29 protein-coding genes and 1 pseudogene are annotated in these 26,347 nt (G+C 73.6%); 6 read left to right on the top strand and 24 right to left on the bottom strand.

From position 1 onward, the window contains the following. The first annotated feature begins 343 nt into the window (after nt 1–343). A complete protein-coding gene (locus BR98_RS00630; RefSeq protein WP_035838875.1) occupies nt 344–1,393 on the top strand; it encodes a tetratricopeptide repeat protein in 1,050 nt (349 codons plus the stop codon). 308 nt (nt 1,394–1,701) lie between these two features. Here the strand turns inward: BR98_RS00630 and BR98_RS00635 are convergent, their stop codons facing one another. Then, nucleotides 1,702–2,073 carry a hypothetical protein gene (locus tag BR98_RS00635; RefSeq protein ID WP_035838878.1) on the bottom strand — a complete coding sequence of 124 codons (372 nt, stop codon included), beginning with the start codon at nt 2,071–2,073 and terminating at the stop codon, nt 1,702–1,704. Between the two features lie 524 nt (nt 2,074–2,597). Between BR98_RS00635 and BR98_RS00640 the strand changes: the two are divergent. Next, nucleotides 2,598–2,819: pseudogene (locus BR98_RS00640) on the top strand (IS5/IS1182 family transposase); the annotation flags it as partial. Here the strand turns inward: BR98_RS00640 and BR98_RS00645 are convergent. Together BR98_RS00645 and mobF are read right to left on the bottom strand one after the other, a co-directional pair. Further along, nucleotides 2,794–3,906, bottom strand: a complete 1,113-nt coding sequence (locus BR98_RS00645; protein ID WP_198042087.1) for an SMI1/KNR4 family protein — start codon at nt 3,904–3,906, stop codon at nt 2,794–2,796. The pseudogene BR98_RS00640 and the gene BR98_RS00645 sit on opposite strands and share 26 nt — an antisense overlap. 320 nt (nt 3,907–4,226) lie before the next feature. Beyond that, nucleotides 4,227–8,720, bottom strand: coding sequence for a MobF family relaxase (gene mobF, locus BR98_RS41875; protein WP_198042088.1), 4,494 nt, complete (start codon nt 8,718–8,720; stop codon nt 4,227–4,229). A gap of 429 nt (nt 8,721–9,149) precedes the next feature. On the opposite strand from mobF, the gene BR98_RS00655 reads away from it, so the two are divergent. Both BR98_RS00655 and BR98_RS35835 read left to right on the top strand, forming a co-directional pair. Then, nucleotides 9,150–9,782, top strand: a complete 633-nt coding sequence (locus BR98_RS00655; RefSeq protein ID WP_157537223.1) for a hypothetical protein — start codon at nt 9,150–9,152, stop codon at nt 9,780–9,782. Further along, nucleotides 9,779–10,252: a hypothetical protein gene (locus tag BR98_RS35835; protein WP_157537225.1), complete on the top strand. Its 474-nt coding sequence runs from the start codon at nt 9,779–9,781 to the stop codon at nt 10,250–10,252. Before BR98_RS00655 ends, BR98_RS35835 begins: the two co-directional genes overlap by 4 nt. A 232-nt stretch (nt 10,253–10,484) precedes the next feature. Here the strand turns inward: BR98_RS35835 and BR98_RS00665 are convergent, their stop codons facing one another. From BR98_RS00665 to BR98_RS00675, 3 genes are all read right to left on the bottom strand, one after another. Next, entirely contained in the window at nt 10,485–10,769 is a 285-nt protein-coding gene (locus BR98_RS00665) for a hypothetical protein (protein ID WP_035838886.1), read from the bottom strand. A 499-nt stretch (nt 10,770–11,268) separates the two neighbouring features. Further along, on the bottom strand, nt 11,269–11,835 hold the full coding sequence (locus BR98_RS00670; protein ID WP_035838887.1) for a hypothetical protein: 567 nt from the start codon (nt 11,833–11,835) through the stop codon (nt 11,269–11,271). 344 nt (nt 11,836–12,179) lie between these two features. Then, on the bottom strand, nt 12,180–12,539 hold the full coding sequence (locus BR98_RS00675) for a hypothetical protein (protein WP_035838890.1): 360 nt from the start codon (nt 12,537–12,539) through the stop codon (nt 12,180–12,182). A 409-nt stretch (nt 12,540–12,948) separates the two neighbouring features. Between BR98_RS00675 and BR98_RS00680 the strand changes: the two genes are divergently transcribed. Continuing rightward, on the top strand, nt 12,949–13,521 hold the full coding sequence (locus BR98_RS00680) for an SMI1/KNR4 family protein (protein WP_035838893.1): 573 nt from the start codon (nt 12,949–12,951) through the stop codon (nt 13,519–13,521). 250 nt (nt 13,522–13,771) lie between these two features. On the opposite strand, the gene BR98_RS00685 is transcribed toward BR98_RS00680, so the two are convergent. Together BR98_RS00685 and BR98_RS00690 are read right to left on the bottom strand one after the other, a co-directional pair. Continuing rightward, nucleotides 13,772–14,131, bottom strand: a complete 360-nt coding sequence (locus BR98_RS00685; protein WP_035838896.1) for a hypothetical protein — start codon at nt 14,129–14,131, stop codon at nt 13,772–13,774. Nucleotides 14,132–14,368: 237 nt separating this feature from the next. Continuing rightward, nucleotides 14,369–14,608: a hypothetical protein gene (locus BR98_RS00690; RefSeq protein WP_035838899.1), complete on the bottom strand. Its 240-nt coding sequence runs from the start codon at nt 14,606–14,608 to the stop codon at nt 14,369–14,371. 511 nt (nt 14,609–15,119) lie between these two features. Between BR98_RS00690 and BR98_RS00695 the strand changes: the two genes are divergently transcribed. Next, nucleotides 15,120–16,013 carry a hypothetical protein gene (locus tag BR98_RS00695; RefSeq protein ID WP_157537228.1) on the top strand — a complete coding sequence of 298 codons (894 nt, stop codon included), beginning with the start codon at nt 15,120–15,122 and terminating at the stop codon, nt 16,011–16,013. Nucleotides 16,014–16,139: 126 nt separating this feature from the next. Here BR98_RS00695 and BR98_RS00700 read toward each other — a convergent pair whose 3' ends face one another. The 16 genes from BR98_RS00700 to BR98_RS00765 all read right to left on the bottom strand — a co-directional run bounded on the left by BR98_RS00700 (nt 16,140) and on the right by BR98_RS00765 (nt 25,926). Next, a complete protein-coding gene (locus BR98_RS00700) occupies nt 16,140–16,547 on the bottom strand; it encodes a hypothetical protein (RefSeq protein ID WP_035838902.1) in 408 nt (135 codons plus the stop codon). A 262-nt stretch (nt 16,548–16,809) separates the two neighbouring features. Continuing rightward, nucleotides 16,810–17,829: a hypothetical protein gene (locus BR98_RS00705; RefSeq protein WP_035838905.1), complete on the bottom strand. Its 1,020-nt coding sequence runs from the start codon at nt 17,827–17,829 to the stop codon at nt 16,810–16,812. Nucleotides 17,830–18,653: 824 nt separating this feature from the next. Then, a complete protein-coding gene (locus BR98_RS00710; protein WP_035838909.1) occupies nt 18,654–19,076 on the bottom strand; it encodes a hypothetical protein in 423 nt (140 codons plus the stop codon). Between the two features lie 112 nt (nt 19,077–19,188). Beyond that, nucleotides 19,189–19,314 carry a hypothetical protein gene (locus BR98_RS41880; RefSeq protein WP_267886030.1) on the bottom strand — a complete coding sequence of 42 codons (126 nt, stop codon included), beginning with the start codon at nt 19,312–19,314 and terminating at the stop codon, nt 19,189–19,191. Between the two features lie 253 nt (nt 19,315–19,567). Next, nucleotides 19,568–19,807, bottom strand: coding sequence for a hypothetical protein (locus BR98_RS00715; protein ID WP_035838914.1), 240 nt, complete (start codon nt 19,805–19,807; stop codon nt 19,568–19,570). A 153-nt stretch (nt 19,808–19,960) separates the two neighbouring features. Beyond that, entirely contained in the window at nt 19,961–20,788 is an 828-nt protein-coding gene (locus tag BR98_RS00720; RefSeq protein ID WP_035838919.1) for a hypothetical protein, read from the bottom strand. A gap of 382 nt (nt 20,789–21,170) precedes the next feature. Beyond that, a complete protein-coding gene (locus BR98_RS35840) occupies nt 21,171–21,434 on the bottom strand; it encodes a hypothetical protein (protein ID WP_051969146.1) in 264 nt (87 codons plus the stop codon). A 564-nt stretch (nt 21,435–21,998) separates the two neighbouring features. After that, on the bottom strand, nt 21,999–22,235 hold the full coding sequence (locus tag BR98_RS00730) for a hypothetical protein (protein WP_035838927.1): 237 nt from the start codon (nt 22,233–22,235) through the stop codon (nt 21,999–22,001). 60 nt (nt 22,236–22,295) lie between these two features. Then, complete coding sequence (locus tag BR98_RS00735; protein WP_035838932.1) at nt 22,296–22,730, bottom strand: hypothetical protein; 435 nt, start codon at nt 22,728–22,730, stop codon at nt 22,296–22,298. Nucleotides 22,731–22,785: 55 nt separating this feature from the next. Continuing rightward, complete coding sequence (locus BR98_RS00740) at nt 22,786–23,310, bottom strand: hypothetical protein (protein WP_035838934.1); 525 nt, start codon at nt 23,308–23,310, stop codon at nt 22,786–22,788. 17 nt (nt 23,311–23,327) lie between these two features. Then, nucleotides 23,328–23,813, bottom strand: a complete 486-nt coding sequence (locus BR98_RS00745) for an XF1762 family protein (RefSeq protein ID WP_198042089.1) — start codon at nt 23,811–23,813, stop codon at nt 23,328–23,330. 4 nt (nt 23,814–23,817) lie between these two features. Then, entirely contained in the window at nt 23,818–24,075 is a 258-nt protein-coding gene (locus BR98_RS00750) for a hypothetical protein (RefSeq protein ID WP_035838936.1), read from the bottom strand. Beyond that, on the bottom strand, nt 24,038–24,292 hold the full coding sequence (locus tag BR98_RS00755; RefSeq protein ID WP_035838939.1) for a hypothetical protein: 255 nt from the start codon (nt 24,290–24,292) through the stop codon (nt 24,038–24,040). Before BR98_RS00755 ends, BR98_RS00750 begins: the two co-directional genes overlap by 38 nt. An 8-nt stretch (nt 24,293–24,300) precedes the next feature. Next, the gene (locus BR98_RS38790) at nt 24,301–24,456 is read right to left on the bottom strand and encodes a hypothetical protein (protein WP_157537230.1); all 156 of its coding nucleotides are present in this window, start codon (nt 24,454–24,456) and stop codon (nt 24,301–24,303) included. 11 nt (nt 24,457–24,467) lie between these two features. Beyond that, complete coding sequence (locus tag BR98_RS00760; protein ID WP_157537232.1) at nt 24,468–24,722, bottom strand: hypothetical protein; 255 nt, start codon at nt 24,720–24,722, stop codon at nt 24,468–24,470. Between the two features lie 181 nt (nt 24,723–24,903). Continuing rightward, complete coding sequence (locus BR98_RS00765) at nt 24,904–25,926, bottom strand: hypothetical protein (protein WP_035838946.1); 1,023 nt, start codon at nt 25,924–25,926, stop codon at nt 24,904–24,906. Between the last annotated feature and the right edge of the window lie 421 nt (nt 25,927–26,347).

A 26,347-nucleotide genomic window follows, 5' to 3' on the forward strand; every position in this document is an offset into this window, starting at 1 on the left:
TCGCCGCACACTCGGGCCATGGACGGTGTGAGGGATCCGTTGGCAGTGACGTTGCGCACCGGGGACGTGGTGGCACGGCCGGTACTGCGAGCCACCCCGGTGGCGCGCGAGCTGCCGCCGCACCGGGCCCGGGGGCGGCGGCGCGCGCTCACACCCCAGCAGGCGTTTCGCGAGTGCCTGTATGCAAGTACGATCATCGCCGCATCGGGCGGGCGAGGGAGCGAACATGTTGGCATGGCGGCGGAGTCGGGCACGCAAGCACGACCCCCGGCTTGCCGAATCCCTGACCCACGAAGCAAACCGGCTACTGACTGACGGTTCGTGGACGCAGGCCGAACCAGTCTTGCGGCAGGTCATCCAGCTGCGGACCGAGCAGCTGGGCGCCACCGCTCGCACCACTCTGAGCGCGCGCAGCGCCCTGGCCTGGGCACTGATCGAGCTGCAGCGCCACGAGGAAGCGGTGGCGCAGCTGCGCGGCCTGCTCCCGCTGGTCCTGGCCGCCTGGGGTGAGCACCACGAGGCTGCCAACGGAGTGCGACTGCATCTGGGTACCGCGCATTTCGCCTCGGGGCGCCCTGCGCGGGCCGAGGAACTGACCCGCGTCGTCCTGGCGGTGTACCCCGTCATGGACGGGCTGCGCCTGCGGGCATGGACGCTCCTTGCGAGCGCACTCAGCTGCCTGGGCCGCCACCGCGAGGCCGCGGACGAGTACACCGCGCTCCTGAACGCCGCCTCACCGGTCTACGGCGAAGACGACAGGCAGCTGTTGTGGGTTCGTACCGACCGGCTGCACCAACTCGCCTTCCTGGCAGAGCACGACCTGGTCGAGCAGGAGTCCCGGGCTCTTCTGGCCGGCCTGGCCGATGATGACCCGCTGCGCGCGGCCATCAGCGGCGCCCATGCCTTCGTCCTCAACAGCGCCGGCCACCACGCCCCGGCCGAGACCATCGTGCGGGCCGCCCTCGCCCACCACGACGGAGCCGACCTCTGCCTCGGCCTCGCGCGCAGCCTCAACGGTCAAGGCCGCCACGAAGAAGCGCTGCGTATACTCACCGATGCCAGGACGAGGTGCCGGCAGAGCGGCGATACCGAACACGTCAGTCTGCTCCACACCCTCACCGCTCGGGCCCTGCTCGGTCTCGAACGACTCGATGACGCCGAAACCCAGGCCCGCCAAGCAGTCGAAGCCGCCCGGACCCACCACGGCCCCACCCACCATCGCAGCCTGGAAGCCGCCACCACCCTCGCCAGCGTCCTCGCGGCCCGCGGCCGGCACACCGACGCACGCGAACACCTCACCCACTGTGCCGCCGCCTGGCGTCGGCAGTTCGGCCCCCACCACCCACGCACCATCGCCACCGACGCCGAACTCGCCGCCGTGCCCAAGGCCTGACCTCACCTCGGCGCGGCCGGCCGCCGCTGAGCGGCCCACACTGCGGACAGGTGCTCAGGCGGCCGCCGAACCACGCCGCACGGGCCCCGGGCGGCGGCGCGCTCTCGCAGAGCCTGTACCGCCGGCAGGGCCGGGGCGCAGTGGCTGTCCGGGCGGGCCGCTACGCCTCGATGTAGACGGCGATCACCGTCGTTATCTGGGGTTCGCGGTTCGCGGAACTCATCCGCAGTCCAGGCCGATGTGGGTGTGTGAGGCACGTGAGTCACGGGACCCTATGCCTACTGATCCTTTCAAAATGAGTCAGCCGGTCACTCGTCGTCGAGCCGCTGAAGAACCTGCGTGAACTCACCAGCATCGAGCAGGTCGGCGAGCACCTGAGTCATGCTCTCGATGCCGGGGTCCCGGACGATCAGGCCATCAGAGCACCAGAAGTAGCGACCGCCTAACTCCTGGCCTGTCTGGGACCACCGCTTCATCAGCCGCTCAACCTCGGCGAGAGTGAACACGGTCGCGCTCCAGCGGGAGCCGTCCGCTGTCAACAGCACCTCGACGTCGACGTTGCAGACGGCATCCAGATCCTCGCCCGCACTGGGCAAGAACGACGCCTCGAAGCGGCCTGTGCGGACGCGGTACCAAGGTTCATCCCAGCCCTGGTGGACCTCGTTCCCTGTGTTGGTCATCCGGGGAGTATCTCGATCCGCCTCGCTGTGCTCAACGGCTTTCCTGCCTGCACGTTGTGTCAACGGCACTGGTTCCGGATCATGCGGCGCAGGCTGGTGCGGGCGGCGGCGAGGTCGTCTTCAAGCTCGGTGACTCGCTGGCGGAGTTCCGCGTCCCCGAACTCGCATACAGCGGCCAGGCCCCCACACCGGCCGAGGCGCCGCATGATCCGGCGCCTGCGGAACAAGGGGCGCGCCCCTGGCGGCGGACCGGCTGCGGCCCGAGCGGACCACGTCGGCGCGCGGGGAGCCGGCCCGCCGGTGCCGGCCCATGCGCCCGGGGCTTCGGTCAGCAGCGGGGCACGAATTCGTACTCGTCCTCGGACCAGGTGTCGAGGCCGTCGTCGGGGTCCGGCAGACACTCCATCAGGTCGAGCGGGTCTGGCTCGGGAACGTCGAGGTGATCCATGCCCGCCATCATGAGGGCGGACGGCGCCCAGCGGAACGGGGTCTCACCCGGGCGGCCGATCGCCGGCCCAGCACAGCGCGACCTCGGGATCCGGCCGCTGATCGCCCGCCGCAGCACTGAGCACGGTTCCGGCCTGGGCACTGAGCGATGGGTGGTCGAGCGAACTGCCCTCCTGCACCATTTCCGGCGCCTGCGGATCCGCTGGGAGGTCCGCGACGACATCCAGGAGGCTCTGCTCGGCATCGGATGTGCCCTGATCTGCTGGCGGCGACTCACCCTCGTGGAGGCCACCAGCTGACCATGACATCGTCCGCACCCGAGGTCTCCGTGGACGCGGCGCGCAAGGCGGCAATCGCGGGATCCTGCACAACGAGCTTCAGGCTGGCGTCATTGGTGAGCCGGCTCACCAACTCCGGCCAGGAGGCGCAGTTCAGGATGGCGCTCTTGAGTACCCGCACCTCGAAAACCAGCGGCTCGGCGGCCGACACCAGAAGCGGTGATTCCGCCGCCGGCGCGGTGACATCTGCCCCGAAGGCGACCGCAAGGAGCCCCTCCGGTCCGGTGACTTCGACGACAGGTCCCTGCGGGCCGAGCGGCGGCGTGAGCCGCATGGGTGCTGCTTGGCCGCTGCCGAGCGCGGCGGAAGCGGTGATGAGTAGATCTCCGCTCTGCGGAACGGAGATGCCGAGGATGGCAAGCTGCGGGATCGAGGAGACTGGTGCTTGCGTCTCGATCTCGTGTGTGGCACCGGATGTTCGAGGGACCCCGGCCACGTTCCGCTCTTCCCATTCCTCGTTCGCTTCGAGGTAGAGCGGCTCCAGGTACTCCCAGGGATCAACGCCACGCTCGCGCATCGCACGCTCGGCACGCCAGTGGATGAACCGCGAGTGTGGAGCACCGAAGACCATCCGCTGGTCGAAGTCGATGTCCGCGGCCTCGGAAAGCCACCTCACCAGGAGACCGGTCATGGTCAGGCCGAACTCGACGAAGGGGTGGCAACGCTCCCATACGACCACCGGCCACCGGTCGGGGTCAGGGCCCGTGGTCCGCCAGTAGACGGCACCCCACAGGTCACCGTTCCCGTCCACCATGCGCAGGCCGCACAGTAGAGAACCGGGCGCCGGCCACAGTGGGTAGGTGGACTTCGTGTGTTCGAGCCAGGCGGTCTTCTCCGCGCTCGGCGTCATCTGGCCCACCGACGGGATCTCCGACTCGTGCGCCGTGCTCCTGGGCGGCAGGACCATCACACGCTCGTCGATTGTGCCGACTCCGTAGACCGCGACCAGATCGCGGAAGTCGGCCGGAAGCCGGGAACCGAGATCCCTCTCTACCGCCAACCAGTCGACCCGCTCCCCGCCTTCCGGGCCGGGCGGCATGAGCGCCACGAGACGCTCCACATCAGGGTGCACAGCCGTACTCCTCCAGAGCCACCCGAGCGCACAAGCCGCCCAACTGTACGTCGTCGCCCTATGGGGTACTCTCCGGAGCCATTTCGTTAGGAGTTCTTACCGGCCCCGCGTCCAAGGCGACAGGGACCGTCCAGCGATCCCAGGTGCTGTCGAAACTCGTGAACTGACCTTGGCGGCGCGGCCTGCGCGCAGCGCAGCGGTCTGGCGCAGCGGTCTGGCGCAGCGGTCTGGCGCAGCGGTCTGCGCGGGGAGTCGGAGTCGGCGGGTGACGGGTACGGCCGCCGTGCGGGTTCGGGTCAGCGGGTGCGGCCGCGGTCGTCGGGGGTGGTCGCGCGTGCGGTGCCGGGCTGGGTGGGCCGGGTCGGGAGGGTGGCGCGTTCGGCTCCTTCGCGGGTCACGTGTGCCAGGCGGGCGCGGTCCTGGGAGCGGCGGGCGCGGATCAGGGCGAGGCGGTCGTTGATGCGCGAGGCCTGGTAGAGGCCCAGTGCCTGGGTCAGGTGCTGCCATTCGGTGGCCGCGGCGTCGGTGTTCGGCTGGGGGCCCAGCGGGTCCTCGCCGTGCACGTGGTGGCGCTGGCGCCAGTGGGCCAGGGCAGCGAGAAGGTCGGTGTAGAGCTGCTGCTCGTCGCTGTCGTCGGGGTCGGGGGCGGGGAGGTAGGCCATCCACTGCTCGGGCGGTTCCTGGTCGGCCGTCACCGCCACGAGGGCGCTTTGGGCGAGGGTTTCGGCTTCCAGGAGCTGCCAGTTGGTGTCGGCCAGGCGGCGGGCCGCGGCCGGGTGCCCGATCAGCAGCGGGGCGGGTGCGTCGCCGACCGTGCCGGGTTCGTGGGGCGGGGCGGGGGTCGGGCGCGGGCGCCCGACGGCGGCCAGGTGGGCGCGGGCGTCGTGGCGCAGCGCGCTCGGGTCGGTGGCGCGGGCCAGTTGGGTGTGGTGGGCGCGGGTGCGGGTGGCGACGGTGGCGAGGTGGGCGGTGAGGGCGTCGTAGGCCCGGTGGTGGGCGGGGTCGGCGGGGCGCGGGCCGAGGGCCTCGAAGGTGGCCGGGGTGCGGTGCAGGGCCCGCCAGGCGGCGGTGAGCGCGAGCGCGTGCTCCCACGCTTGGCGCGGCTGGATGGCCTCGGCCGGGGGCGGGGTGCCCAGGGGGCGGGCCCAGGCGGGCGGGGCGGCGGCCAGGCGCCGGCCGCTGTGGCGCAGTTGGTCGGCGATCACCTGGCGGCGCTCGGCCAGGTGGGCGCGCCAGGCAAGGGGGGTGGCGGGGTCGGCGAGCCAGTCGGGAACGGGTCCGGTGTGGTCGGCCGGTGGGCGGGGGCCGTCGGGCAGGCGGGTGCGCAGCCGCTGCTCGTCGGCGATGCGCGAGCGCACGGTGGCGGTCAGCTGCACGGTGCGGGTGGTGTAGGCGAGTTGGGCGGCGCGCTCGGCGCTGGGGTGGCCGGGCGGGCGACCGAGTCCGGTGCGGAAGGAGTGGGACAGGGCGCGGGTGGCGACCTGTGCGGCGGCTTCGGCCATGGCGGTCAGCTGACGGTCGCTCAGACCGGCCAGCGGGCGCGGCTGCTCGCCGGGGTCGGGGGCGGGGATGGTGCGCAGGTGGTGGTCGATACGCCAGGCCATCAGTTGGGCGGGGTCGATGGCGTTCTCGAAGCCGTTGCCGTGGCCGAAGGTGTCGGTGCGCGGGTTGTAGCGGGCGGTGCGGGCAAGGATCGCCTGCGCGCTCCAGCCGTCGTGTTCGGCGCGTAGCAGGGCCCGTTGCAGGGCGGGCCAGGCGTCGGCGGCGAGCAGGACCTCGGCCTTGGCGGCGAGTGCGGTGCGGGCGCGGTGGGCCAGGCGCAGGGTGTCGGCGCGGGCGGTGGCGTCGGCGTACTCGGCGGCCAGGGTGGCGAGGGAGAGGGCGTGGTCGGCGGTTTCGGCGATGGCCTGGTGGGCGGAGCGCTGGGCGGTGGAGGTGGCCAGGACCGCGGCGAGCGCGTCGGTGGGGGCCAGGGTGGGGTGGGGCAGGTAGAGGTGGTTGGCGCGTCGGCCGCGGGTGGCGGCCACGTAGGCGTTCTCGCGGCTGGTGCCTTCGGCGAGCAGGGCGTGGGCGGTGTCGCAGGTGATGCCCTGGGCGCGGTGGACGGTGGTGGCGTAGCCGAGTTCGGTGTGTTCGGCCAGGTAGGCGGCGGGCAGGCGTACGCGGCCGCGGTGGGCGGTGTGGCGCACGATCGCGTCCCCGCCATCGAGGACGCGCTCGAGGGTCCAGGTGTCGCCGTTCTTGACGAAGTCGCGGCCGGCCAGCGTGGTCCAGGTGCGCTGGTTGGAGCGGGTGACCTGCACGTCGCCGGGGCGGGCGCGCACCGTGTCGCGCAGCCTTGCGCCCGGTCCGGCGGCGAGGTGGCCGGTGGCCGTGCGCCAGGCCTGGGCGCGCTGGTTCAGGGCGTGGACGGTGGCGGTGTCGGGGGCCAGCATCACGCTGGAGTAGCCGTGTTCGAGGTCGTGCGTCCAGGCGGTGAACACGGCGTCGGCCATGTGGTCACTGTCGCCGCCGTGCAGGCGACCGTGGGCGTGGTACCAGGCGACAGCGCCGACGTGGCCGTCGCGCAGTTGGAGGGAGGCCTCGCCTTCACCCGGGTCGGTGAAGCGGTGCAGCTGGTTGAGGTTGACGCATCCCGGCTCGCGGGCCAGCCATCGCAGCAGGCCGCCGGCTTCGACGGCGCCGAGCTGGGCCGGATCGCCCAGCAGGCGCACGTGGGCGCCCGCGGTGAGCGCGTAGTGGGTGATGCGGGCGAGGTTGGTGTTGCCGGCCATGCCGGCCTCGTCGACGACCACGACGTCGCCCGCGCGGATCCGCAGGTGCGCGTCGATGGGTCTGCCGGCGGCGGCGCGTTCCTGGGCGCGCAGCCAGCGGTGCAGGGTGGATGCCTCCTGGCCGAGGTCTTCGGCGAGGACCTGGGCGGCGCGTGAGGACGGGGCCAGGGCCACCAGGTGGTGGCCGGCGGCGCGTACCGTGTCGACGACCAACCGCAGCGCACTGGTCTTGCCGGATCCGGCCGGGCCCACCGCGACGCGCAGCGCGAGCTCGTCGCAGGCGAAGGAGCGGGCCAAGGCGAGCTGACCGGCATTCAGACGCCGGTGGGCCGGGGCGGCGGCATGGTGGTCGAACAGGGGGCGGGTGGCGGCGGGGATCGCCGGGGTGCGCGAGGCGGCGATGACGGCGGCTTCACAGGTCAGGTTGTGCCCGGTGGTGTACAGCTCGTGGCCGCGGCGCCGATACACGCTGCTGCCGTCCGGGCGCAGCAGCGGTGCGAACGGGCGGTGGACGTCGGGGGCGGTGATCGGCACACATAGACCGATCGCGCGCTCCAGGATCTGCTCGGCCAGGTCGGCGGCGTGCGGGTGGCCGCGGGTCACAAGGACGGTGTGGCGCCGGGCCTGGGCCTCCAGGTGACGCCGGGAGAACACCGCCCGCCGTTCGGCGACGGCGGCCACCACCGCTTGGGCCGCCGCCGCGACATCCACCTGCAGCGGGGAAGGGGCCTGCCGAACGTAGGCCTGGCGGGCGCTGGCCTGGGCGTCGGCCAGCAGCGCGTGGAGGCGCTCGGGCCCGAGACGGGCCAGGGCGCGGGCGTGCCACTGGGCGCGCAGCTCGGGCAGGGTGCGCGCCGTCTTCTTCGCCGGGCGGGTGGCCAGGGTGGCCCGGCGGATCAGCGCGTGCCGGGCTGCGGCGGTGACCGGGTCGTGGCCGTGGCGGTCACGGTGGCGCTCCAGCAGGGCGGCCAGCGCGGTGGTGATGTCGGCGCGGCGCCGGCCGAAGACGCGGTGCAGGGCCGGGTCGATGCCGTCGATCTCGATGACCGGGCGCCCGCCGGAGCCGGCCTGACGCGCCGTCGCGCGCAGCCGAAGGCGCCGGCAGGCCAGTTCGATCAGGCGCTGGTTGTAGAACTCGCTGGCCGCCACCGTCTGCGCCAGCAGCCAGCGGCCGTCGATCGAGCGCCAGCGCCCGTCCGGGCCCTGGACCTTGTTCGCGATCTCCAGGTGGTCGTGCAGGTTCGGATCGCCCAGACGCGAGTCGTAGTGCGTGAAACGCACCGCCAGCATCCCGCCCGCCGCGTCGTGCTGGGCCACCCCGCCCGGCCCCGACCGGGTCGCCAGCGCGTTCGCCTCGATCCACGCCACCGTCTCCGCGACCGCCTGGTCATGGCACTCCCCCGCCACCCGGGACGTGGCCGCATCGCCCAGCGCCCACAGCCACTGGAACGAGCCGGGCCCGGCCAGCACCAGCGCGAACGCGGCCACCGGCTCACGGTCCGGACGCAGCCCGGCCTTCAGGTAGCGGTCCAGCTCCGCCTCGTCCTCGGGCGGGCGCAGGTAGTCCTGGGCGAAACGGCGCCCGGCCTCCGCCCGGCGCAGCAGTGTCTTCTCGCGCCCGGTCAGCTCCCGTCCCGCTCCCCGCTCGGCCGAGGCGACCACCTCATCGAGGTGGGTCGCCAGCGCGGAGGGGTAGTGGCCGAACGACGCGCCGAGCTTGGCCGCGCGCAGCGCCTTGCGCGCGCTGTCGCCCGCGGCGCACCGGGCCGCGACGATCTCGTCGGCCAGCGGGTGCAGCCCCTCGCCGAACAGCGCCGTCATCTGAGCGTCCGTCACTGCCCCCGCAAGGCCCAGCGCGGCCGCCGCCGTCCCGGTCCACTGCCCCGCCGGCAGCGCCATGCGCTCCAGCGCCCGCTCCAAGTCCTCCCCGCGCAGCCGGGTGTGGTCGCCGGTGAGGACCTGGCGGCGAAAGTAGCGGCTCGACTCCCCCGGGCGCCGGCGCGAGGCAGTCAACATGGCCCAAACGCTAAGCCGGTGGCCAAAGATGCAAAAGGTGTCAGCCCGGCGGGCAGGGGTCCAGCACCACCTCAGCCCACACGGCCGACACCCGACGACCGTCCCACCCAGCAGCACACCAGCACCCGTTAGCGCAGGTCGCAGCCGTCTCGGCAGACCTTGGCGAGCCATGGCGGAGACCCCTGAGGCACCTCGGCGGGACCCAGTGCGCCCTGGTCGGGCAATCGGGTGGGCCTTCCAAGGGGTGGAAGCACGACGCGGCCCCGGCGGCGGTCTTCCCACCCCTGGGACCGGTACGGGGTCGTCGCCCGGCGTCCGGGCTGGGGCGGGGTGCCCTTGCCGGGTACGGCCCTTCGCGTTCCACGTCGGGCGGTCCCGCCCCGGGACCAGCCACGTCCAAAGGGGGCCGGTGGCGGATGGAGGTGAACAGTGGCGGCAGGTTCGGCACACAACAGGAAGAGCGGCAGGCCGCTGAGCGCGTTGGAGAAGGCCCGTCAGGCGGCGGCCGAGCAGGCCGAGGCGTTCGCGCGCAGGCAGCAGGAACTGGTGGAGCTGGCGGTGACGTACCTGCTGGCCGGGGAGACGCTGGAACGGACCCTGGCCGCGGTGGAGAAGCGGATGGAGCCGCTGCGTGTGGAGGCGCAGGAGGCGAGGGAGGTGGCGGGGCAGGTGCGGGCGTCGGCGGTGGTGCGGATGCGGGAGCTGGACGCGCCGGAGGCGGAGGTGGCCGCGCGGTTGGGGATCGGCCTGGGCGAGGTGCGGCGCACCATGGCCCTGGTGCGGCTGGCGGGCGGAGCGGACCCGCACGGCGGCGACGCGCACGGGCTGCGGGCGGGTGGGAACCGGGACAGCGACGGCGACGGCGACGCGGACGACGCGGTGGTGGTCGCGGAGCCCGGCGAGGAGGAGGTCGAGGTGACGGACGAGGAAGCGGTCGAGGCGGAGGGCTTCGGGCTGCCGCCGCTGCCGGACCACCTGCCCGGCGCGGGTGCCGGCGGCGTGGCGCCGGTGGTGGAGGGCTGGCAGTCCAGCTGGCCGGCCCAGCCGGGGGCTGGCCGGTGAGCGGTGTGACGGCCGAGGTCGTGGCCGGGCGGCTGGATCCCTCGTGGGTGGGCCAGTTGTTCGAGGCCGTCGAGACCACGCGTGACGGGCCGTGCCGTACCGGGTTTCGGCTGCGCGGCTACAGCATCCCTACCGAGGGCGGCGGGCCGGTGCGGCTGGTGACCGAGTGGACCACCATCACCGTGGACGCGGATACGGTGCTGCGCTGCTTCGCGGCGCCGGCCGACCCGGGGCGGTGGACGGGGACCGCGATGGCGCCCGGCGGGCCCGGCGGGTCCGGGGCGGGCGCTCCGGGCTGGCAGGCCGGCGCGCAGACCGTGCCGGTGGTCCCGGTGGCGCCTGGTGTGGCGCAGCCTGCGGCGCCGGGCCCGGCCGTGTCTGCCGGGCCTGGGCGGCAGCCGGGGCCGGGCCGGCCCGCGCCGTGGCAGCAACCCGGCCCCGGCGGCTGGGGCGGGCCAGGCGGCGCGTAGCGGCCCGGGTGTGCGGGCACGCGACAGGGCCCCGCCCGCTCGATGGGGTGTCGAGCGGGCGGGGCCCTTGGCCGCGGCGAGTTGGCGAACCCGGCGGCGGGGTGGTGGTGCGCAGCCCGGCACGCCCGCGCGGGGGCGGGCGGGACGGGCTGCGCCGAGCGGCGCGGCGCGGGCGCGAGGTGACGCGGCGCGGGCGCGAGGTGACGCGGCGCGGGCGCGAGGTGACGCGGGGTCAGGCGTGCGGCAGGTCGAAGCCGATCGGGTCGCCCTCGGGGATCAGCGCGACCATCTGCTCGGGGGTGAGACCGGCCTCGCGCATCGCGGCGTTCGCCTCGAATGACAGCAACTCGACCTGCTCGCCCGGCTGATCCAGCTGCGCCGGGTCCGCATGGGCGGTCATCAGGAGCGCGTGCAGGGCCGCTGTGCGCAGCCGCAGGCACGCCTGGACGGCCGCGCGGACCTTCTCGTCGGCCGGGTCGGGCGCGGGCTGGGCGGGGTTGGTTGCGTGGATGCTCACTGGGGGCTGTCTCCTTCGTGGCGGGGGCGGGTCCACGCCCGGGCCGCCGGATCAATGGCCGGTGGTACCGGGTGGGCTCGGCCGGCTGGTTGGCCGGTGTGTGTTTCGGACAGTAGGAGCGGTCCGGTGGTCTACCGACCCCCCGTTTTCGGGTGCGATACCGACGGCCCGGGCGCGGGCGGTGTCACCGGGTGGGCCCGGCCTACTGGTTGGCCGGGGTGTGCTTGGGACGGTAGGAGCGGTCGGCGGGTCTACCGACCCCCTGTTTTTCGTGGCGCAGCAGTGGCCGGCGCGGTGCGCCGGGGCTGGGCCGCGTGGGGGTGCGGTCGGCCCGGGCCGTGTGGGGTGGCCCGGGCGCGGCAGGTGGAGCTCTTCGCGGTCGCGGCGGGGTGTGTGAAGGGCCCCGACCCCGGGCGAGGGGGAGGTCAGGGCCCTTCGCGGAGGGTGCGGGTGACGGCGCGGGGCCGCGCCGTGGCCCCCACCCCCTGGTGGCGGTCCGTCAGATCGGCCGGGCGTCGCAGGTCTGGTGCTCGCCGTCGGCGCCGCGGTGGATCCCCCAGCACGTCTCGTGCGCGTCCTGCTCCTCGTCGTCGTCCTCGTACCGGAGGTGGTCCAGGACGAGCAGGAGCTCGGCCGCCGCCCTGTGGCCCGACCAGTAGGCCTGGCGGGCCGGGCCGGGGCCCTGGCGCCGCAGGCGGGCGCGGGGGGCGGCCAGGCGGTCGGCGACGCCCTGGGCGTAGGTGGTGCGCGGCTCGGCGGGGCTGGCGGCGGTGGGCTCCCACAGGTGCCAGTGGAGGCCGTGGACCGGGTACAGGCCGCTGTCGGTGTCTCGGGTGAAGGTGGTGGCATCGGGCAGGATGACCATGTCCTGGGGCCACAGGCCGGGGTCGGCGCCCAGGCGGATGGCCAGGGCGCGGATGGTGGTGTGGTCCATCCACACGGTGGCGGCGGCCAGGCGGGCCGGGTCGGCGAGGTCGCCGGGGTTGGCCAGGGCCGCGTACGGGGCGGGCGAGTTGGTGTGGGTGAGGACGGTGATCTGGGCGTCGGACTGGAGCTCGGGTGTCACGGGGGGCCTCGCTCTGCGGGTGGTCTGGGTGGGTGTGGTGGGGACGCTAGGGGGCGGTCGGGGGCGGGCCGATACCTGCTTCGCGAGGCGTGGCGGCCCCGCTCCCGCGCGGGCCCGGGCACAGGGCAGCGGGCACAGGGCGCGGCGCGCACGGCACGGGGCGGGGCGCAGCACGGGCTGTGCAGCACGGGCTGTGCGGCGCGGGCGGGGCAGCGCGGGCTGTGCGGCGCGGGCGGGGCGGCGCGGGGCGGGAGGGTCCGAGGGGCCCGCCCCGCCGGGCCGGTCGGTCGGTGGTGCTCGTGGTCGGGCTGTCTTGCCGGGCGGTGGCGGTGTGTGTCGCCTCGTCAGGCGTCGGCGTTGGGGTGGGTGCTGAGCCACATGTCGAAGGCCTTGCGGAAGTTCGTGCAGGCGGCCGGGTCGAGCTGCGGCAGGTCGGCGTGGTCCGTCAGGACACGGCTGGTGGCGTCCTGGGCGGCGGGGTCCAGGGCCTGGCCGCGGTGGCCGCGGAGCCAGGCGTACGTGTAGCCGACGTAGCGGGCGGTCAGGGTGTGGTCGTCCAGTGCGGCCAGCTCCTGCGGCAGGGTCCGCCCGTTGGCCTGGGCGGCGGCGCGCAGGCCGGCGGCGAGCGCGGTGGCGGCGGCCTGGTGGTGCGGCTGGGAGAAGTAGAGCAGGCGGGCGAGTACGCGTGCGGCGGTGTGGGTCATGCGGGGTCTCGTTTCCGGTGGTCGCGGTGGGTGTGGTGGGGACGCTAGGGGGCGGGCGCAGGCGGGCCGATACCCGCTTCGCGAGGCGGTGGCAGCCCGCCCCGCGCCGGCCGGGGGGGGTGGGTGCGGGTTGCGGGAGCGGCGCGGGCACGGCCCGGCACAGGGCGGACGGGTCGGGAGCGGGCGACCAGGCGCAGCACGGCTGTTCGGGGCGGGGGTGGCCGCCCGTGCCCGGGCGGGCAGCCGGTGGCGCTCCTGGTCAGGGGTGCTCGATAGCGGTTGAAGATCGTTTCCCGTCGAGCGAGTGGTCGTTTCCCGATGGGGGCCATCTCGACGTCTGCCCTCCGGTGCTCCGGCCTGGGGCAGGGGCCGTGGCATAGGCCGGGTTCTGCTTTGGCAGTCTGATCGCATGGACGACTTTGCTGGCACTCAGGCACCGATCCGCCGTCTGACCGATCCCGCGGAGGCGATCGCGGCGTTGGAGCTCGCTGTGCCGGGGATGTCCTCGGTTCGGCTGCCGGTCCCGGCCGTGATCGACTGGCCTGTGTTGGAGGCCGAGCTGGGTATCGCGTTGCCGGCCGACTACAAGCTCCTCTGCGAGCTGTACCCGCCCTTCGTCGTCGGCGGTTTCCTGAGCGTCGGTACCCCGGAGCCCGGTGGGGAGAGCGGATGGGTGGAAGGGACGCGAGACGAGTTGGAGACCGTCGGGGAGTGGTGCGAGGAGGCCGACCTCGCCGTTGCGCTTCATCCCTTTCCCGCCCCGGGTGGTCTGCTTCCCTGGGCGGTGTCGCCCCAAGGGGACTTCTTCCTCTGGAGCACCCATCCGACAGACCCGCGGGAGTGGACGGTCACCGTCGCGTCGCGAAGTTCCGTCTGGTGGCACTACACCGGTGGGATGGTTCAGTTCATGGCCGAGTTCGCCGCAGGCGTGTTGGAGCCTTGGGCGTTGCCCCGGGTCCGACCTGACGTGGTGGCCTGGTGAGACGACGGCAACCACGGGTAGGCGACGGCGGCACGCTGAATCGGTACCCGGCCGGCGAGAGCCCGCGGCGCGGGCACGGCCCCGGCACAGGGCGGACGGGCCGGGAGCGGGCGACCAGGCGGCCGTTCGGGGCGGGGCGGGGGCGGGGGCGGGGGCGGCCTGAGGGTGGCCGCCCGCGCCCGGCAGGTCAGCCGGTGGCCGCCTCGTGGTCGGGGTGTTCTGCTGTGCGGCGATGTTCTGTGTCGCCTCGTCAGGCGTCGGTGTCCGGGCCGGTGCTGAGCCACATGTCGAAGGCCTTGCGGAAGTTCGCGCAGGCGAGCGGGTCCAGCTCCGGCAGGTCGGCGCAGGCCGCAAGGACGTGGCTGGTGGCGTCCTGGGCCGCCGCCTCCATGGCCTGGCCCCGGTGGCCGGTGAGCCAGGCGTACAGGTAGCCGGTGTAGCGGGCGGTCAGGGTGTGGTCGTCCAGTGCGGCCAACTCCTGTGGCAGGGTCCGCCTGTTGGTCTGGGCGGTGGCGCGCAGGCTGGTGGCCAGCGCGGCGCAGGCGGCCTGGTGGTGCGGCTGGGAGAAGTAGAGCTGGCGGGCGAGTTCGCGTGCGGCGGTGTGGGGCATGTGGGTTCTCGTTTCCGGTGGGCTCGGTGGTGTGGCGGACACGGCCGGGGGTGAGCGGGCGCGGGCCGCGCTGCCCGGTGGTGGGCGCGGCCCACGGGGACGGGGCCGGGAGCGGCGCCGTCGCGGCGCGCACGGCCCGGGCCGCGCGGGGACGGCCGCCCGGGCGGCGGGCGGCGGGGCGCGCCGGGGCGGGGCGCGGCGCGGGCGGCCCGAGGGTGGCCACCCGCACCCGGCCGGTCAGCTGGTGGTGTTCTTGGTCAGCGGGAGGATCAGGAGGTCGCGGGCGGGGTCGGGGCGGTGCCAGCTTCCGGCCGGGGTGTAGCCGGACAGGGCGACCCAGCGCTCGACCTGGTCGAGGATGTCGGCGGCGTCGCGGGGCAGGCCGGCCCAGGTGCCCTTGAGGTTGCCGTCGTGGTAGATCACAGCGGAGATGCGGTCCACCGCGACATGGATGGTGGTGTCGCCGGTCGTGTTCATGGGTTGCCCCTCTTGGTGGATGCCGGGTGGTCCGGCGCTGCCGTGGTGTCTTGGTGGATGCCGGGTGGTCCGGCGCTGCCGTGGTGTCTTGGTGGTGACGCTAGAAACGAAAGCGGCACGGGCCAACACCCGTTTTGCAGAGGGTGGTTGGGCCTCGGCGGTTTGACCGGTGGGTGCGGCGTGGGTGCGACGGCGGGTCGAACGCGGGGCAGGGCAGGGCGGGGTCGGCGGCGGCGAGGTCGACATGGGTGAGCCAGCCATCGGAGCCGGCGGGGCCGGTGGTCTCAGGGGACACCGGCAGGCCAGTGCACAGTCGCCCAAGCGGGCTCGAGCGGTGCGGGCGCCTGGGTGGCTGTGTAACTTCTCGTGGATGTCGTTTCGAGGTGACTTCGGGAGTCACTGGCGGTGTCTCGGCATGATCAATGTCTGCGAGAAGTGACGTCGGTCGCCGGTCGCGAGGAAAGTCCGCCTGCGGCTGACGCGAACCTTCAAGTCGCCTAGCCTTCAGGCCATGAGCTTGGATGTTGAGCTACAGGAGTTGGCTGTCCAAGAGGGACTCGACTTGGATCTGCTTCGCCGTCTCGTCCACCATCCTGGCGCGCGCCGCTGTGTGGCTCGACGGCGGGACCTGCCCGTGGAGTTGATCGAGGAGATCATCTCGCTTGGCGCGGCCCGAACCATCGCCGCCAACTCGTCGATGCCCGCCGGCATGAAAGAGCGGCTGGCTGGACACCCTCAGCCTGACGTCCGCGCGGCGCTTGCCGCCAGTGCGTCCGATGATCCTCCGGGTCTCTTGGTCCGCCTGTCGAAGGATGCTGACTCCATGGTGCGCGAGTTCCTGGCAATGAACGAGCGCTTGGATCCACAGATCCTCGCCGGCTTGGCCGTGGACCCGGAGCCACGGGTGCGCGTGTTGGTCATCGAGCATTGGCGGGATGCGCCTGAGGAGGTTCGACGCGCGTGGTTGACCGACCTGGAGCCTGCAGTCAGAAGGGCTGCCGTCCACGCATACCCGCCGCCATCAGACCTATTGCCAGGGCTGCTGGCCGATCCTGTCACCCGTGCCGCTGCGGTTCGGCGTGCGGAGCCGTCAGCTGACATGGTCACTGATTCGGATGTGGAGGTCCGACTGGCCCTCGCCGACCATCCGGCCTTGCCGGCCGGCATGCGGGATCGATTGGCCGAGGACTCGGACATCTTCGTGCGCAACGCCATCGCGGCCCGTGCCGACACCCCGGCTGCGATGCGCGACGACCTGGTGACCATGCTGGAAACGGACGATCCCCAACTGGAGTGGTTCCTGACCTTCGCCCGTCAACCCCACGCCTGCCCAGCACCAACACCCATCCCCGCGGCGCGTACTCGTCAGCAGGCAGAAGAGCTGCTGGCCAGAGCCGGCCTGTAGTCTCGCGAACGACCCCGCCTGCGATGGACTGTCAGCTGGAGCGGTGCGGGGGCGGGGCTGGGGCGGTGCGGGGGCTGGTGTCACAGCGGCGCTGCACCCCGCGGGCGGGCGCTGCCGAGGGCGGGGTCAGGCCTGAAGGCGGGCGGTGGCGTAGTCGGCGGCCTGTCCGGCGGCGATCTGGCGGAGCATGAGCAGGGCGATCTGCCGGTCGGTGTGGAAGAGGTGTCCGGCCTGTCGCCCGGTCAGGCCGAGGGCGTGGCGGGCGACGTCGTCGATCAGCCGGGTACTGGTATCCCGGCGGGCCCACGCGCCGTTGATGAGGGTCCAGCCGGTGAGGTGGGCGGTCCAGCCGGCCACGCACAGGGTCGTGTCGCATCCGGGTTCCTTTTCGGGGGTCAACGGCTGGTCGTCGGCGGTGGAGTACCAGGAGTGCATGTCGAGGGCGTGCGGTGCGGCGCTGATGGCGGTCAGGACCAGGCCCGCGACATCGGCAGGGGCAGGATCGGAAGAGTGAGCGGGAGCGGGAGTGGACATGGGTGGGACCTCCTTGTAGGCCTGTCGGGGTTCACTGGCCCCGGCCGGGCAGGCTCATGACGTGGTGTTGCGGGGTTCGCGCTGCCGACCGGCGCGGCGGTTCGGCGCGCGGCGGTTCGGCGCGCGGCGGCCGGTCTCCACAGGCTGGTGGGGCCCCGGGGCGGTTCGGCCCCGCAGGCCGGTTGGGGCCCGGGGCGATTCGCCCCCGCAGGCTCGTTGGGCGGCCGGTCCCGGCCAAGGTGGCCCGGGACCGGCCGGTGGGTCAGGCCGTGTCAGCGGCGTTGAGCGCGTGCTCGACCGCCTCGAGCACGGCGGGCAGGTCGGCGCGCAAACCTTCGAGGCCTCGACGCTCGTCGCCGGTCAGGGGGAGCAGTTCGCGGGTTCCGGCGGGGGCGGCGTCGGTCGGGTCGCTGGGGTAGTACGTGACCTGCAGGCCGTAGTAGTCCTGGGCTTGTTCGTCGGCCGATCCGTCGGCGTCCGAGATCCACAGTTGCGGGTTGTCGGGGCCGGGCAGCTCGACCACGACCGCGCCGAAGTCGCCGCCCTCAGCGCTGTGGATGCCGCGTTCGGCGAGTGCGGCCCGGATCCGGGCGCCGATGGTGGTGGTTCGGCGGTGGCGGCCGATCGCGGCCAGCGCGGCGAGCGCGCCGACGCACCCGGCGGTGTCGTGGGCGAAGCCGTGCTGCGGATGGCCGTCGTAGATCCGGATCTCCTGCAGCTCGTCGCCGGAGTAGGTGGACAGGGTGGCCGTCCAGCCGGTGTGCTGGGCGGCGGGGTGGTCGAGGGTCTTGTCCCGGCCGGTGGCGGCCACTTCGCCGCCCTCTACGCCGACGACCAGGCAGGGCACGTGCTCGACGAAGGAGAACCTGGGGTGCAGGCCTGCGGCGGTGAGTGCCTGGGCCAGGCGGCGGCCCGCGCTGGCCGGGCCCCCGAGGGAGGCGAGGTCGGCCAGCGGGGCCCGGACCGGATCGGGCCGGGTGTTCAGGTCGGCGCCGATGGCGCGGATCAGCTGCTGGACGTGCTCGACCGCGCGGGCGGGGGTGGTGTGCCACATGCTGTCCAGCACCGGCTCGTCGCCGCTGGTGCGCAGCAGCTGCCACCACAGGACGCCGCCGTCGTCCATGGACAGGTACAGGTCGTGGGCCTCGCCGCTGACGGTCAGCTTGACCAGGGCGGCGCGCCGACCTGCGCCCGTCGCGGTGGTGGTGGCGGGGATCTGACGGGCGGTGAGGCGCTCGGCGAGCCATTGGGCCTGCTCGGTGAGGCAGGAGAACGCGGACACGGTTGTCCTTTCCGGTCGGTGACAGGGTGCGGGGCCTACCGGCCCCGAACGGGGTCGTGACATTCGGCGGTGGCAACGCCCGTTACGGGCGCGGCGGCCGTGGTCCGGGCGGCAACCCCCAGAGGCTGCGGCTCGATGCCGCCCGGCCCAGCCAGCCGTCACGAACCGGACCGGTCACCAGAAGGCGACGCCCTGGCACCGGTAGCGGCGGACGATCAGCCGGTGAGGCCAGGACCGACCCTGCCGCTGCTCCCCCACCCGCCCAACCCCCGGATACACAGAAGGTCGACGCCCCGGGCGCCCGGGTACCCGCCACAGGCCGAGGCAGCGACAAGCAGCGCGCACAGCCCCGGGCGGGCCGGCGAGCAGTGCGCCGACCGAGCCTTGACGGGACGGTCAGACGGTGGCGCGCAGCGGGGCCAGGGCCGGGCAGTGGGCGGCGCCGTGCCCGAACTCGGGTCGTAGCCGCCCGGACCACGGCGAGGACCGGCGCGGGCAGCGGTCCGGCTGATGGGTGAGCCGGGCCCCGCACGGAGCACCGGGCACTGGGCACCGGGGCAGGCACACGCCCGGTCGGTGCTGTGAGGCGGGGGCGACTTCGTGTGGCGGCCCGCGCCCGGCACCCGGCCGGTTGCCGGGCGCAGGCGGGTGGGCAGACCGGACCTTGACGGACAGTCAGGCGGTGGCGCGAGGTTCCACCCGCCCGAACAGGCCCGCGATCCGGGCCATGGCCTGGTCGAACAACGCCCGCCAGCGGGCAGGGTAGACCGGGAGACCGACATGATCGCGAAGTCACACTGGAGTACCAGCGCCAGGCCGACTGGCTAGAAGACGCGCAGCCGTCCTTCCGACTCTGCTTCGTTGAGCATGGCAACCGCGCTCACACGTGGCTGGCAGAAGGCCCGCGTGACCAGCGGCCCGATCCGCACCGGGGCTTTCAGCCTGCCGCCAGCCAGTACATGCAGATCCGCCGGCGGTGCCCCGGGGTGCGTCACCCACTGGGCGTCATGCAGGCGGATGATGATCTCGGCCAACAACGACATGACGCGCGACATGAACGGACGCAACTCGTCTTCGGTGTAGTCACGCGTGTCAACGTCCGCCAGCTCGGCCTCCAGCCAGGCCAGGGCCTGGACTGGATCACGGTCGATCAGGCCTGGATCTCCATCCAGCATGGTGAGAAGCTCTCGGGCCTCCTCGGCCATCGCCGCTGCCCAGGCATCGCTCGCGTCGCTCGACGGCTCCATGCACTGCTCCGTTCCTCGTCCCACAAAAACCCTGGTGACGATGTCACAGCGCTGGTGGAAGTCGCCATAGGCTTCCTGTGAGCAGCAGGTGGTGCTGTCCTGCGATCCGAGGTCACCGGGAGTCCCGTTCCTTGCCGTGCACGAGGTCGAGCAGGGTGAGGCACCACTGGATCCGCTCGGCCAGGTAGTCCGGATCCGTCTGCCGCTCCAGGTCAGCGGCGAACTCCTCGTCGGTCATCGGTACCCCCCGAGCATGAGCAGCAGCACGCCCACCGCACCCAGCAGCGCGGCCACAGCGACCACGGGCAGGACAAGGGACCCGAGGCGCGAGCGGGTGTGGCCGCGCCGCCCGGTGGTGGGTGCGGCCCGCGGGAGGGGCCGGGAGCGGCGCCGTCGCGGCGCGCACGACGCGGGCCGCGTGGGTGGCGTGGGGACGGCGCGGCGTGGGGACGGCGCGGGCGGCCTGAGCGGGGCCGCCCGCACCCGGCCGGTCAGCTGGTGGTGTTCGTGGTCAGCGGGAGGATCAGGAGGTCGCGGGCGGGGTCGGGGCGCTGCCAGCTTCCGGCCGGGGTGTAGCCGGACAGGGCGACCCAGCGCTCGACCTGGTCGAGGATGTCGGCGGCGTCGCGGGGCAGACCGGCCCAGGTGCCGCCGAGGTGGCCGTCGTTGTAGATCTGGGCGGAGATGCGGTCCACCGCGACATGGATGGTGGTGTCGCCGGTCGTGTTCATGGGTTGCCCCCTTGGTGGATGCCGGGTGGTCCGGCGCTGTCCGGGTGTCTTGGTGGCGACGCTAGGAACAAGGAGGGGTCCGCCCAACACCCCTTTTGTGCAGGGTTGTTGGTGGGTGTGGCGGCGTGGCCGGCGGTGCGCCGTGGGGGCGGGTCAGGCGCGGGGTGGGGCGGGGTCGTCGTCGGCGAGGTCGACGTGGGTGTGGCGGCCGTCGGGGCCGGTGACGTGGAAGACGGTTGCGGTGCTGGAGGGGTCGCGCTGGACGGTGCGGGCCCGGCGGGCGGCGCGGTGCGGGTCGGTGGCGGTGATCTGCGTCTGCCAGGTGACGACGTAGTCGTGCTCGCGCTGGTGTGCCGGGCGGGTGTGGGTGTGGGTGTGGGTGTGGGTGCCGGTGGCGTGCAGGGCCCAGGCGAGGAGGTCGCCGACGCTTTCGGCGAAGACCTGTGCCGACACCGTGCGGTCGGCGCGGTCGGTGTCGATCAGGACCGTGTGCGGGGTGGGGCCGTCGTCGAGCCAGCGGCCCAGGGCCGCGAGCAGGTGGCCGCCGCCGGTGATGCTCAGCGTCGGGGCGTAGCCGTCGCCGTCGCTGAAGCGGGCGGTGCCTGCGGTGATCTGCTCGAGTGCGTCGATCGCCGGGGCGGGTGCTCCTGCGGCGGCAGTCAGGGCGCGCCGGTTGTAGTGGTGGATCTCGCGCTCCCAGTCGTGTTCGTCGCCGTTGTCGGGGCGGGAGTTCCACAGGCGCAGGAGGTGTTCGGCTGCTGTGCGCAGCAGCGGGTCGGTGAGGTCGGCGAGGGTGTGGATGCGGTGGCGGCCGGGCGCGGCGGCGGTGTCGGTGGTGGTGTCGGTGGGCCCGTAGTGGACGAGGTGGGCGCGCATCTTGAAGTCGTTGGCCAGGACGAGCGCGGCCCAGCCGGGCCGGTGCGGCATGGGGGTGAGGAGGAGGTCGAGGTGGGTGGGGATCGTCGTTCGGGGTGCGGGCATCGGGGCTCCTGCATCAGGTGGTGGCGGTGGTCGCCGGCCTTGGGTGGGCCCGGTGTCGGGCGTTGGGGCCGGGTGCGGCGTGGCGTGTGCTCCACCGGCGCGGTGGCGCAAGCGCCGTGACGACGGATCCGGGATGGGTGGCCGGCCGGGTGCCGGTGCCGGTGCCGGTGCCGGTGTCGCGGGCGCGGGGTCGGGCGGTGGTGGTCGGGCGGTGGGCGTGCCGGTCGGGTTGGACTGGTTGCGGGTCCGTCGGCGGCCGGGCGGGGTGCGGCGGCGTGGAGCGCGCGCGTCGGTCTTCGGGCGGCCGAGCCGCACGGCGGGACCGCGCCGGGCCGGTGGGCGGCAGGTCCCGGGTCGTAGCGGCCCGGGACCTGCCGGTGGGTCAGGCCGTATCGTCGGCGGCGTTGATGGCCTGCTCGACCGCATCGAGCAGGGCGGGCAGGTCGGCGCGCAGGCCTTCGAGGCCTCGTCGCTCGGTGCCGGTCAGGGGGAGCAGTTCGCGGGTTCCGGCGGGGGCGGCGTCGGTCGGGTCGCTGGGGTAGTACGTGATCTGCAGGCCGTAGTAGTCCTCGGCTTGTTCGTCGGCCGACCCGTCGGCGTCCGAGATCCACAGCTGCGGGCCGTCGGGGCCGGGCAGCTCGACCACGACCGCGCCGAAGTCGCCGCCCTCACTGGTGGTGACGCTAGGAGCGAAAGCGCCTGCGGGCCAACACCCGTTTTGCAGAGTGTGGTTGGGCTTCGGCGGCTTGACCGGTGGGTGCGGCGTGGGTGCGACGGCGGGTCGAACGCGGGGCAGGACGGGGCGGGGTCGTCGGCGGCGAGGTCGACGTGGGTGGGCCGGCCATCGGGGCCGGTGATCTCAGGGACGCTGGCAGTCCGGTGCGCAGGGCCCCGGCGGGCTCGGGCGGGGCCGGGGCTGCCTGCCCTTGTGGGCTCGGGCGGAGCGGGTGCCTGGGTGGTGCCGGGCGTGGCACTGCTGTTGGGTCCCGGGCTCGCCCGGACCCCCCGTTGCGGGGCCCGGCGGCGCCCTGGGATCTGGTGCGGGGCATGCGCGGTGGCCGGCCTCGGTGGCGAACGCGCGCATCTTCGCGGCGGCGAGAGTTCGTGGGCGGGCGTCGGGTCGGTCATGGGGTGCTTCCTTTGGGGTTGGCTTTGGGGTGGGTGTTGCAGGGGCCGCCCGACCCGAAGGCCGGGCGGCAACGGGGCGGGATCAGCTGGTGGGGACCTCATGGACGGACCGGTAGGCCTTCGCCCAGCGGCCCGTCAGGCCCTTGACGCGCAACTGCCAGACGCAGCCGTCGTGGGGACCGCGCGTCTCCTCGTCCCACCGGTAGTCGGTCGGGTGGTCCATGTAGCGGGAGTGGGCGTCTTCGGTGGCCTTCTGGGCGTCGGCGAGGCTGGTCCGGGCGGCGATCGGGGCGGTGCCGCGTAGCAGGACGTAGATCACGGTGGTGTGCTCCTCAGCAGGGGATGGGTGTCGGCTCGTCGGTCGGGGGCGGCTCGGCGGTCACTGGACGGGCTGCCTGACAGCCAGCTCCCACGCCCACGGCTGGCCGCCGGGCTCGCCGTCGACAGTCAGCGGCTGCCCGAGGACAGCGCGGGCGATGGTGACCACGACCCGGGCAGTTGGCGCGAGGACGGGCATCGGCAGGGGCTCCAGCTGGCTGTTCGAGCCGTCCGCGTTGAGTTCGGCGATGGCCCAGCCGCGGGCGGTGTCCCAGGCGAGGAGGATCCCGTCCTCGAACCGGCCGAACTTCTCGCCGACCATCAGCACGTCGCTGGTCTGCCAGGTGAGGACGGCGGACGGGATGGTGCTGCCGTCGTCGCCGTACTCGTCGCTGTTGGAGGTGTGGAAGAAGGTGGTCTGGAAGCCGGCGGCGGTGAGGGCGTCCTCGATCTGGTCGAGGTAGTCCTCGGCCTGCTCCATGGTCAGGAGGGGCATCAGGTGCTCCTTGGGGTTGGGGTGGCCGCCCCGGGTGGGGCGGCCGTGACGGGCGTCAGATGGCGTCAGTAGCCGTGTGTAGGGCGTCAGACGGGCCGTCAGTCCTCGGGGTCGGGGGCGGGTCGACGAGGAGCAGGCCACCGCTACCTGCACCAGCCGTGCACCCCTCGGCGAGGATCCGGTGCGCGCGCTGGTTGGACTTGGCGACGGCGGTCAACGTGTCGACGCGGTTAGCGAACTGGTCCCGCTCGGCGCGGGCTTGGGCGCGTTCAGCCTGGGTACGCTCGCGCTCGCTGGACTCGTCCACCAGGAGCTGGGTGCACTCAGCAAGTTCGGCGCGCAGCCGGTCCCGTTCGGCTTCCGTATCGAGCAGCCTGCGCAGCACCACGGCCACGCGGTCGCCGGCCCAGCCGGACATGTTGTTGCAGAACCAGTCCTCGTTGCCGGTCGGGTGGTCGTGGCTGCGGCGGTCCTGGACGCTCTCGGCCAAGGCGGTGATCAGGTCGTCGCTGGCGGGCTTCACGTCGCCGAGCAGGGCGCGTATGGCGGTGTGCTGCTCGTCGGTCAACGGCTGACTCATATGGGGCTCCTGCGGGGTCATGACGCCTCCCAGAGCGTCCGAGGCATGTGTTCGGTACCGAGTTGGTGGCGCGGGCGAGAGGGCGTCGTCCAGCCGGGGCGCGCCGGGCGCTGCGCGAGGACCCGCCAGCCGGCCGCGCGCAGCGACGAACCGCTCTCCCCTGCCTGCGTGTACGTGATCAGCCGGGTGTAGCCGAGCGCTGAACTGGCCCGCCACGCAGCGGCGTAGAGCATGGAGCAGGCGTTGCGGGTGCCATCGGTGGCCACGCGGGTGACTTCGAGGGTCTGCCCGTTGTCGAGGTGTCGGGCGACTGGCCGGCCGACGATGGCGACACCGCGCAGGACGCCGTCGGTGTCGGCGACGCCGACGGAGAAGATCTGGCCGATGGGCGGTTGGTGGTGGCGGTGCCAGGTGGCGACGTACTCGCGGGCGGTGCGCGAGCGGACCGGCACCAGGTGCAGGCTCACGGCTGCTCCTGTTGAACTGGGGGCGGTCAGGCTCATGGGGTCACTGCTCCTGGGCGGTGGTGGTGCGGGCGGCGAGCAGCAGGCCGGCAGCGTGGTCGGGCCACTCGGCGCCGTTGAGCGCGCCACGGGTGGTCCGGAGCAACTCGGCGGCTTCGGTGAGGGCCTGGTTGCGCCGGTCGGCGAGGAGGGCGTCGATTGGTTCCTGCACGTCGGTCAGCGTCCAGACGGGCATGTCGCAGCGGTCGGTGCGGATCACGACCTCAAGCCGCTCGCGCGGAGTGGGCTGGCTGTCGGTCACGGGTCAGTCCTCTGTCTCGGCGCACCAAGTAGGCGTCGTAGTGGTTGCAGGCGTCACGCCACAGCGGTGCCGCGACGTCGTAGCCCTCCTGTGCCTGCAGGCGCTCCCAGAGGCCGATGGACGGGTCGGGCTGGCCGGGCACGGCTTGCTCGTCGAGTTCGACCATCAGGTAGGCGAGTTCGGTGAAGGTGGTGGGCAGGCGGTCGGTGTCGGGCACGGGGACTCCTACAGCTGGTGGGGTCGGGGGGTGACGAGGTCGGCGCACCTGCAGTCGTCGATCGAGTCGATCGCCGTGCCGCCGCAGTTCGGGCAGTAGTCGCCCGGGTCAGGCTCGGCCGGTTCGGGGCCGGTCACCTCGGGCGGGAAGATCCAACGGGCCATCAGGGGACTCCTCAGGCGATAGCGGTAGATCGACGCCGGGTGCAGGTGTGGCCGGTGGCCCGCAGCACGACCAGGGCCCGGCTGTCGGCCACGGTGCGGCCGTCGCGGTCCCACAGGCGCGCTTCGGGCTCTGTGGTGCCGCCGAGCCAGTCGCACGGCGGTGCTTGGCAGACGCAGGTCCGGAGTTCCTCGATCGCGTCCTCGGCGCGCCACATGGGCGCAAGGACGTTCAGCCGGATCCATTCCCAGTCGGTTGCAGTGGGCACGGGGACTCCTGGGCGGTTCGGCCCGCGGGCCGGTAGGTCAGGCCGTGTCGGCGGCGGCGGGCGACCGGGCGGGGTGCGTCGGCAGGCAGCGCGCAGGCCGGTCTGCGGGGCTGCGCGGCGGCGGTGCCGGGCCGGTGGGCGGCCGGTCCCGGGCCGGGGTGGCCCGGGACCTGCCGGTAGGTCAGGCCGTGTCGGCGGCGGTGAGCGCCTGCTCGACCACATCGAGCAGGGCGGGCAGGTCGGCGCGCAGGCCGTCGAGGCCTCGGCGCTCGTCCCCGGTCAGGGCCAGGAGTTCGCGGGTTCCGGCGGGGGCGGCCTCGGTCGGGTCACTGGGGAAGTACGTGACCTGCACGCCGTAGTAGTCCTGCGGCTGTTCGTCGGCCGAGCCGTCGGCGTCCGAGATCCACAGCTGCGGGCCGTCCGGTCCGGGCAGCTCGACCACGACCGCGCCGAGGTCGCCGCCCTCACCGGTGCTGATGCCGCGTTCGGCGAGCGCGGCCCGGATCCGGGCGCCGATGGTGGTGGTGCGGCGGTGGCGGCCGATCGCGGCCAGCGCGCCGACCGCGCCGACGCATCCGGCGGTGTCGTGGGGGAATCCGTGCTGCGGCTGTCCGTCGTAGATCCGGATCTCCTGCAGCTCGTCGCCGTAGTAGGTGGAGTGGGTGGCGGTCCAGCCGGTGTGCTGGGCGGCGGGGTGGTCGAGTGTCTTGTCCCGGCCGGTGATGAGCACTTGGCCGCCTTCTCCGACGCCGACGACCACGGAGGGCACGGGCTCGACGCGGGAGAGCCTCGGGTGCAGGCCTGCGGTGGTGAGTGCCTGGAGCAGGCGGCGGCCCGCGCTGGCCGGGCCCCCCAGCGACCCGAGGTCGGCCAGCGGGGCCCGGACCGGCTCGGGCCCGGTGTTCAGGTGGGCGCCGATGGCGCGGATCAGTCGCTGGACGTGCTCGACCGCGCGGTGGGGGGTGGTGGGCCACATGCTGTCCAGCACCACCTCGCCGTTGGTGCGCAGCAGCTGCCACCACAGCACGTCGTCGTCCATCGACAGGTAAAGCTGGTGGGCCTCACCACTGACGGTCAGCTCGACCAGGGCCGAACGCAGGCCACCGCCCATGGGGGTGGTGGCGGCGGGGATCTGGCGGGCGGTGAGGCGCTCGGCGAGCCATTGGGCCTGCTCGGGGTTGCTGAGGGAGGAGAACGCGGACACGGTGGTCCTTTCCAGTCGGTGAAGGGGTGCGGGGCCTGCTGGCCCCGATCGAGTCGTGACACTCGGCAGTGGCGGCGCCCGTTACGGCGCGGCACCCCCCGGAGGGCGGCGCGGCAGCTCCCAGAGGCGGCGGCTCGAAGCCACCCGACCCAGCCGGCCGTCACAGGCCGGACCGGTCACCAGAAGGCGACGCCCTGGCACCGGTGGTGGCGGACGATCAGCCGGCGAGGCCAGGACCGACACTGCCGGTGCTCCCGTGCCCGCCCAACCCCCGGTTGCGCGCAGGGCGGGGCTGCGCCCCGGGGTGCCCGTCAAAGGCCGAGGCGGCGAGGAGCAGCGCGCACAGCCCGGGCCGGCGAGCAGCGCGCCGACCGGGCCTTGACGGACGGTCGGACGGGGCGCACAGCGGGGCCCGGGCGGC

The organism is Kitasatospora azatica KCTC 9699 (genome assembly GCF_000744785.1).
GTDB classification, from domain to species: Bacteria; Actinomycetota; Actinomycetes; order Streptomycetales; family Streptomycetaceae; genus Kitasatospora; species Kitasatospora azatica.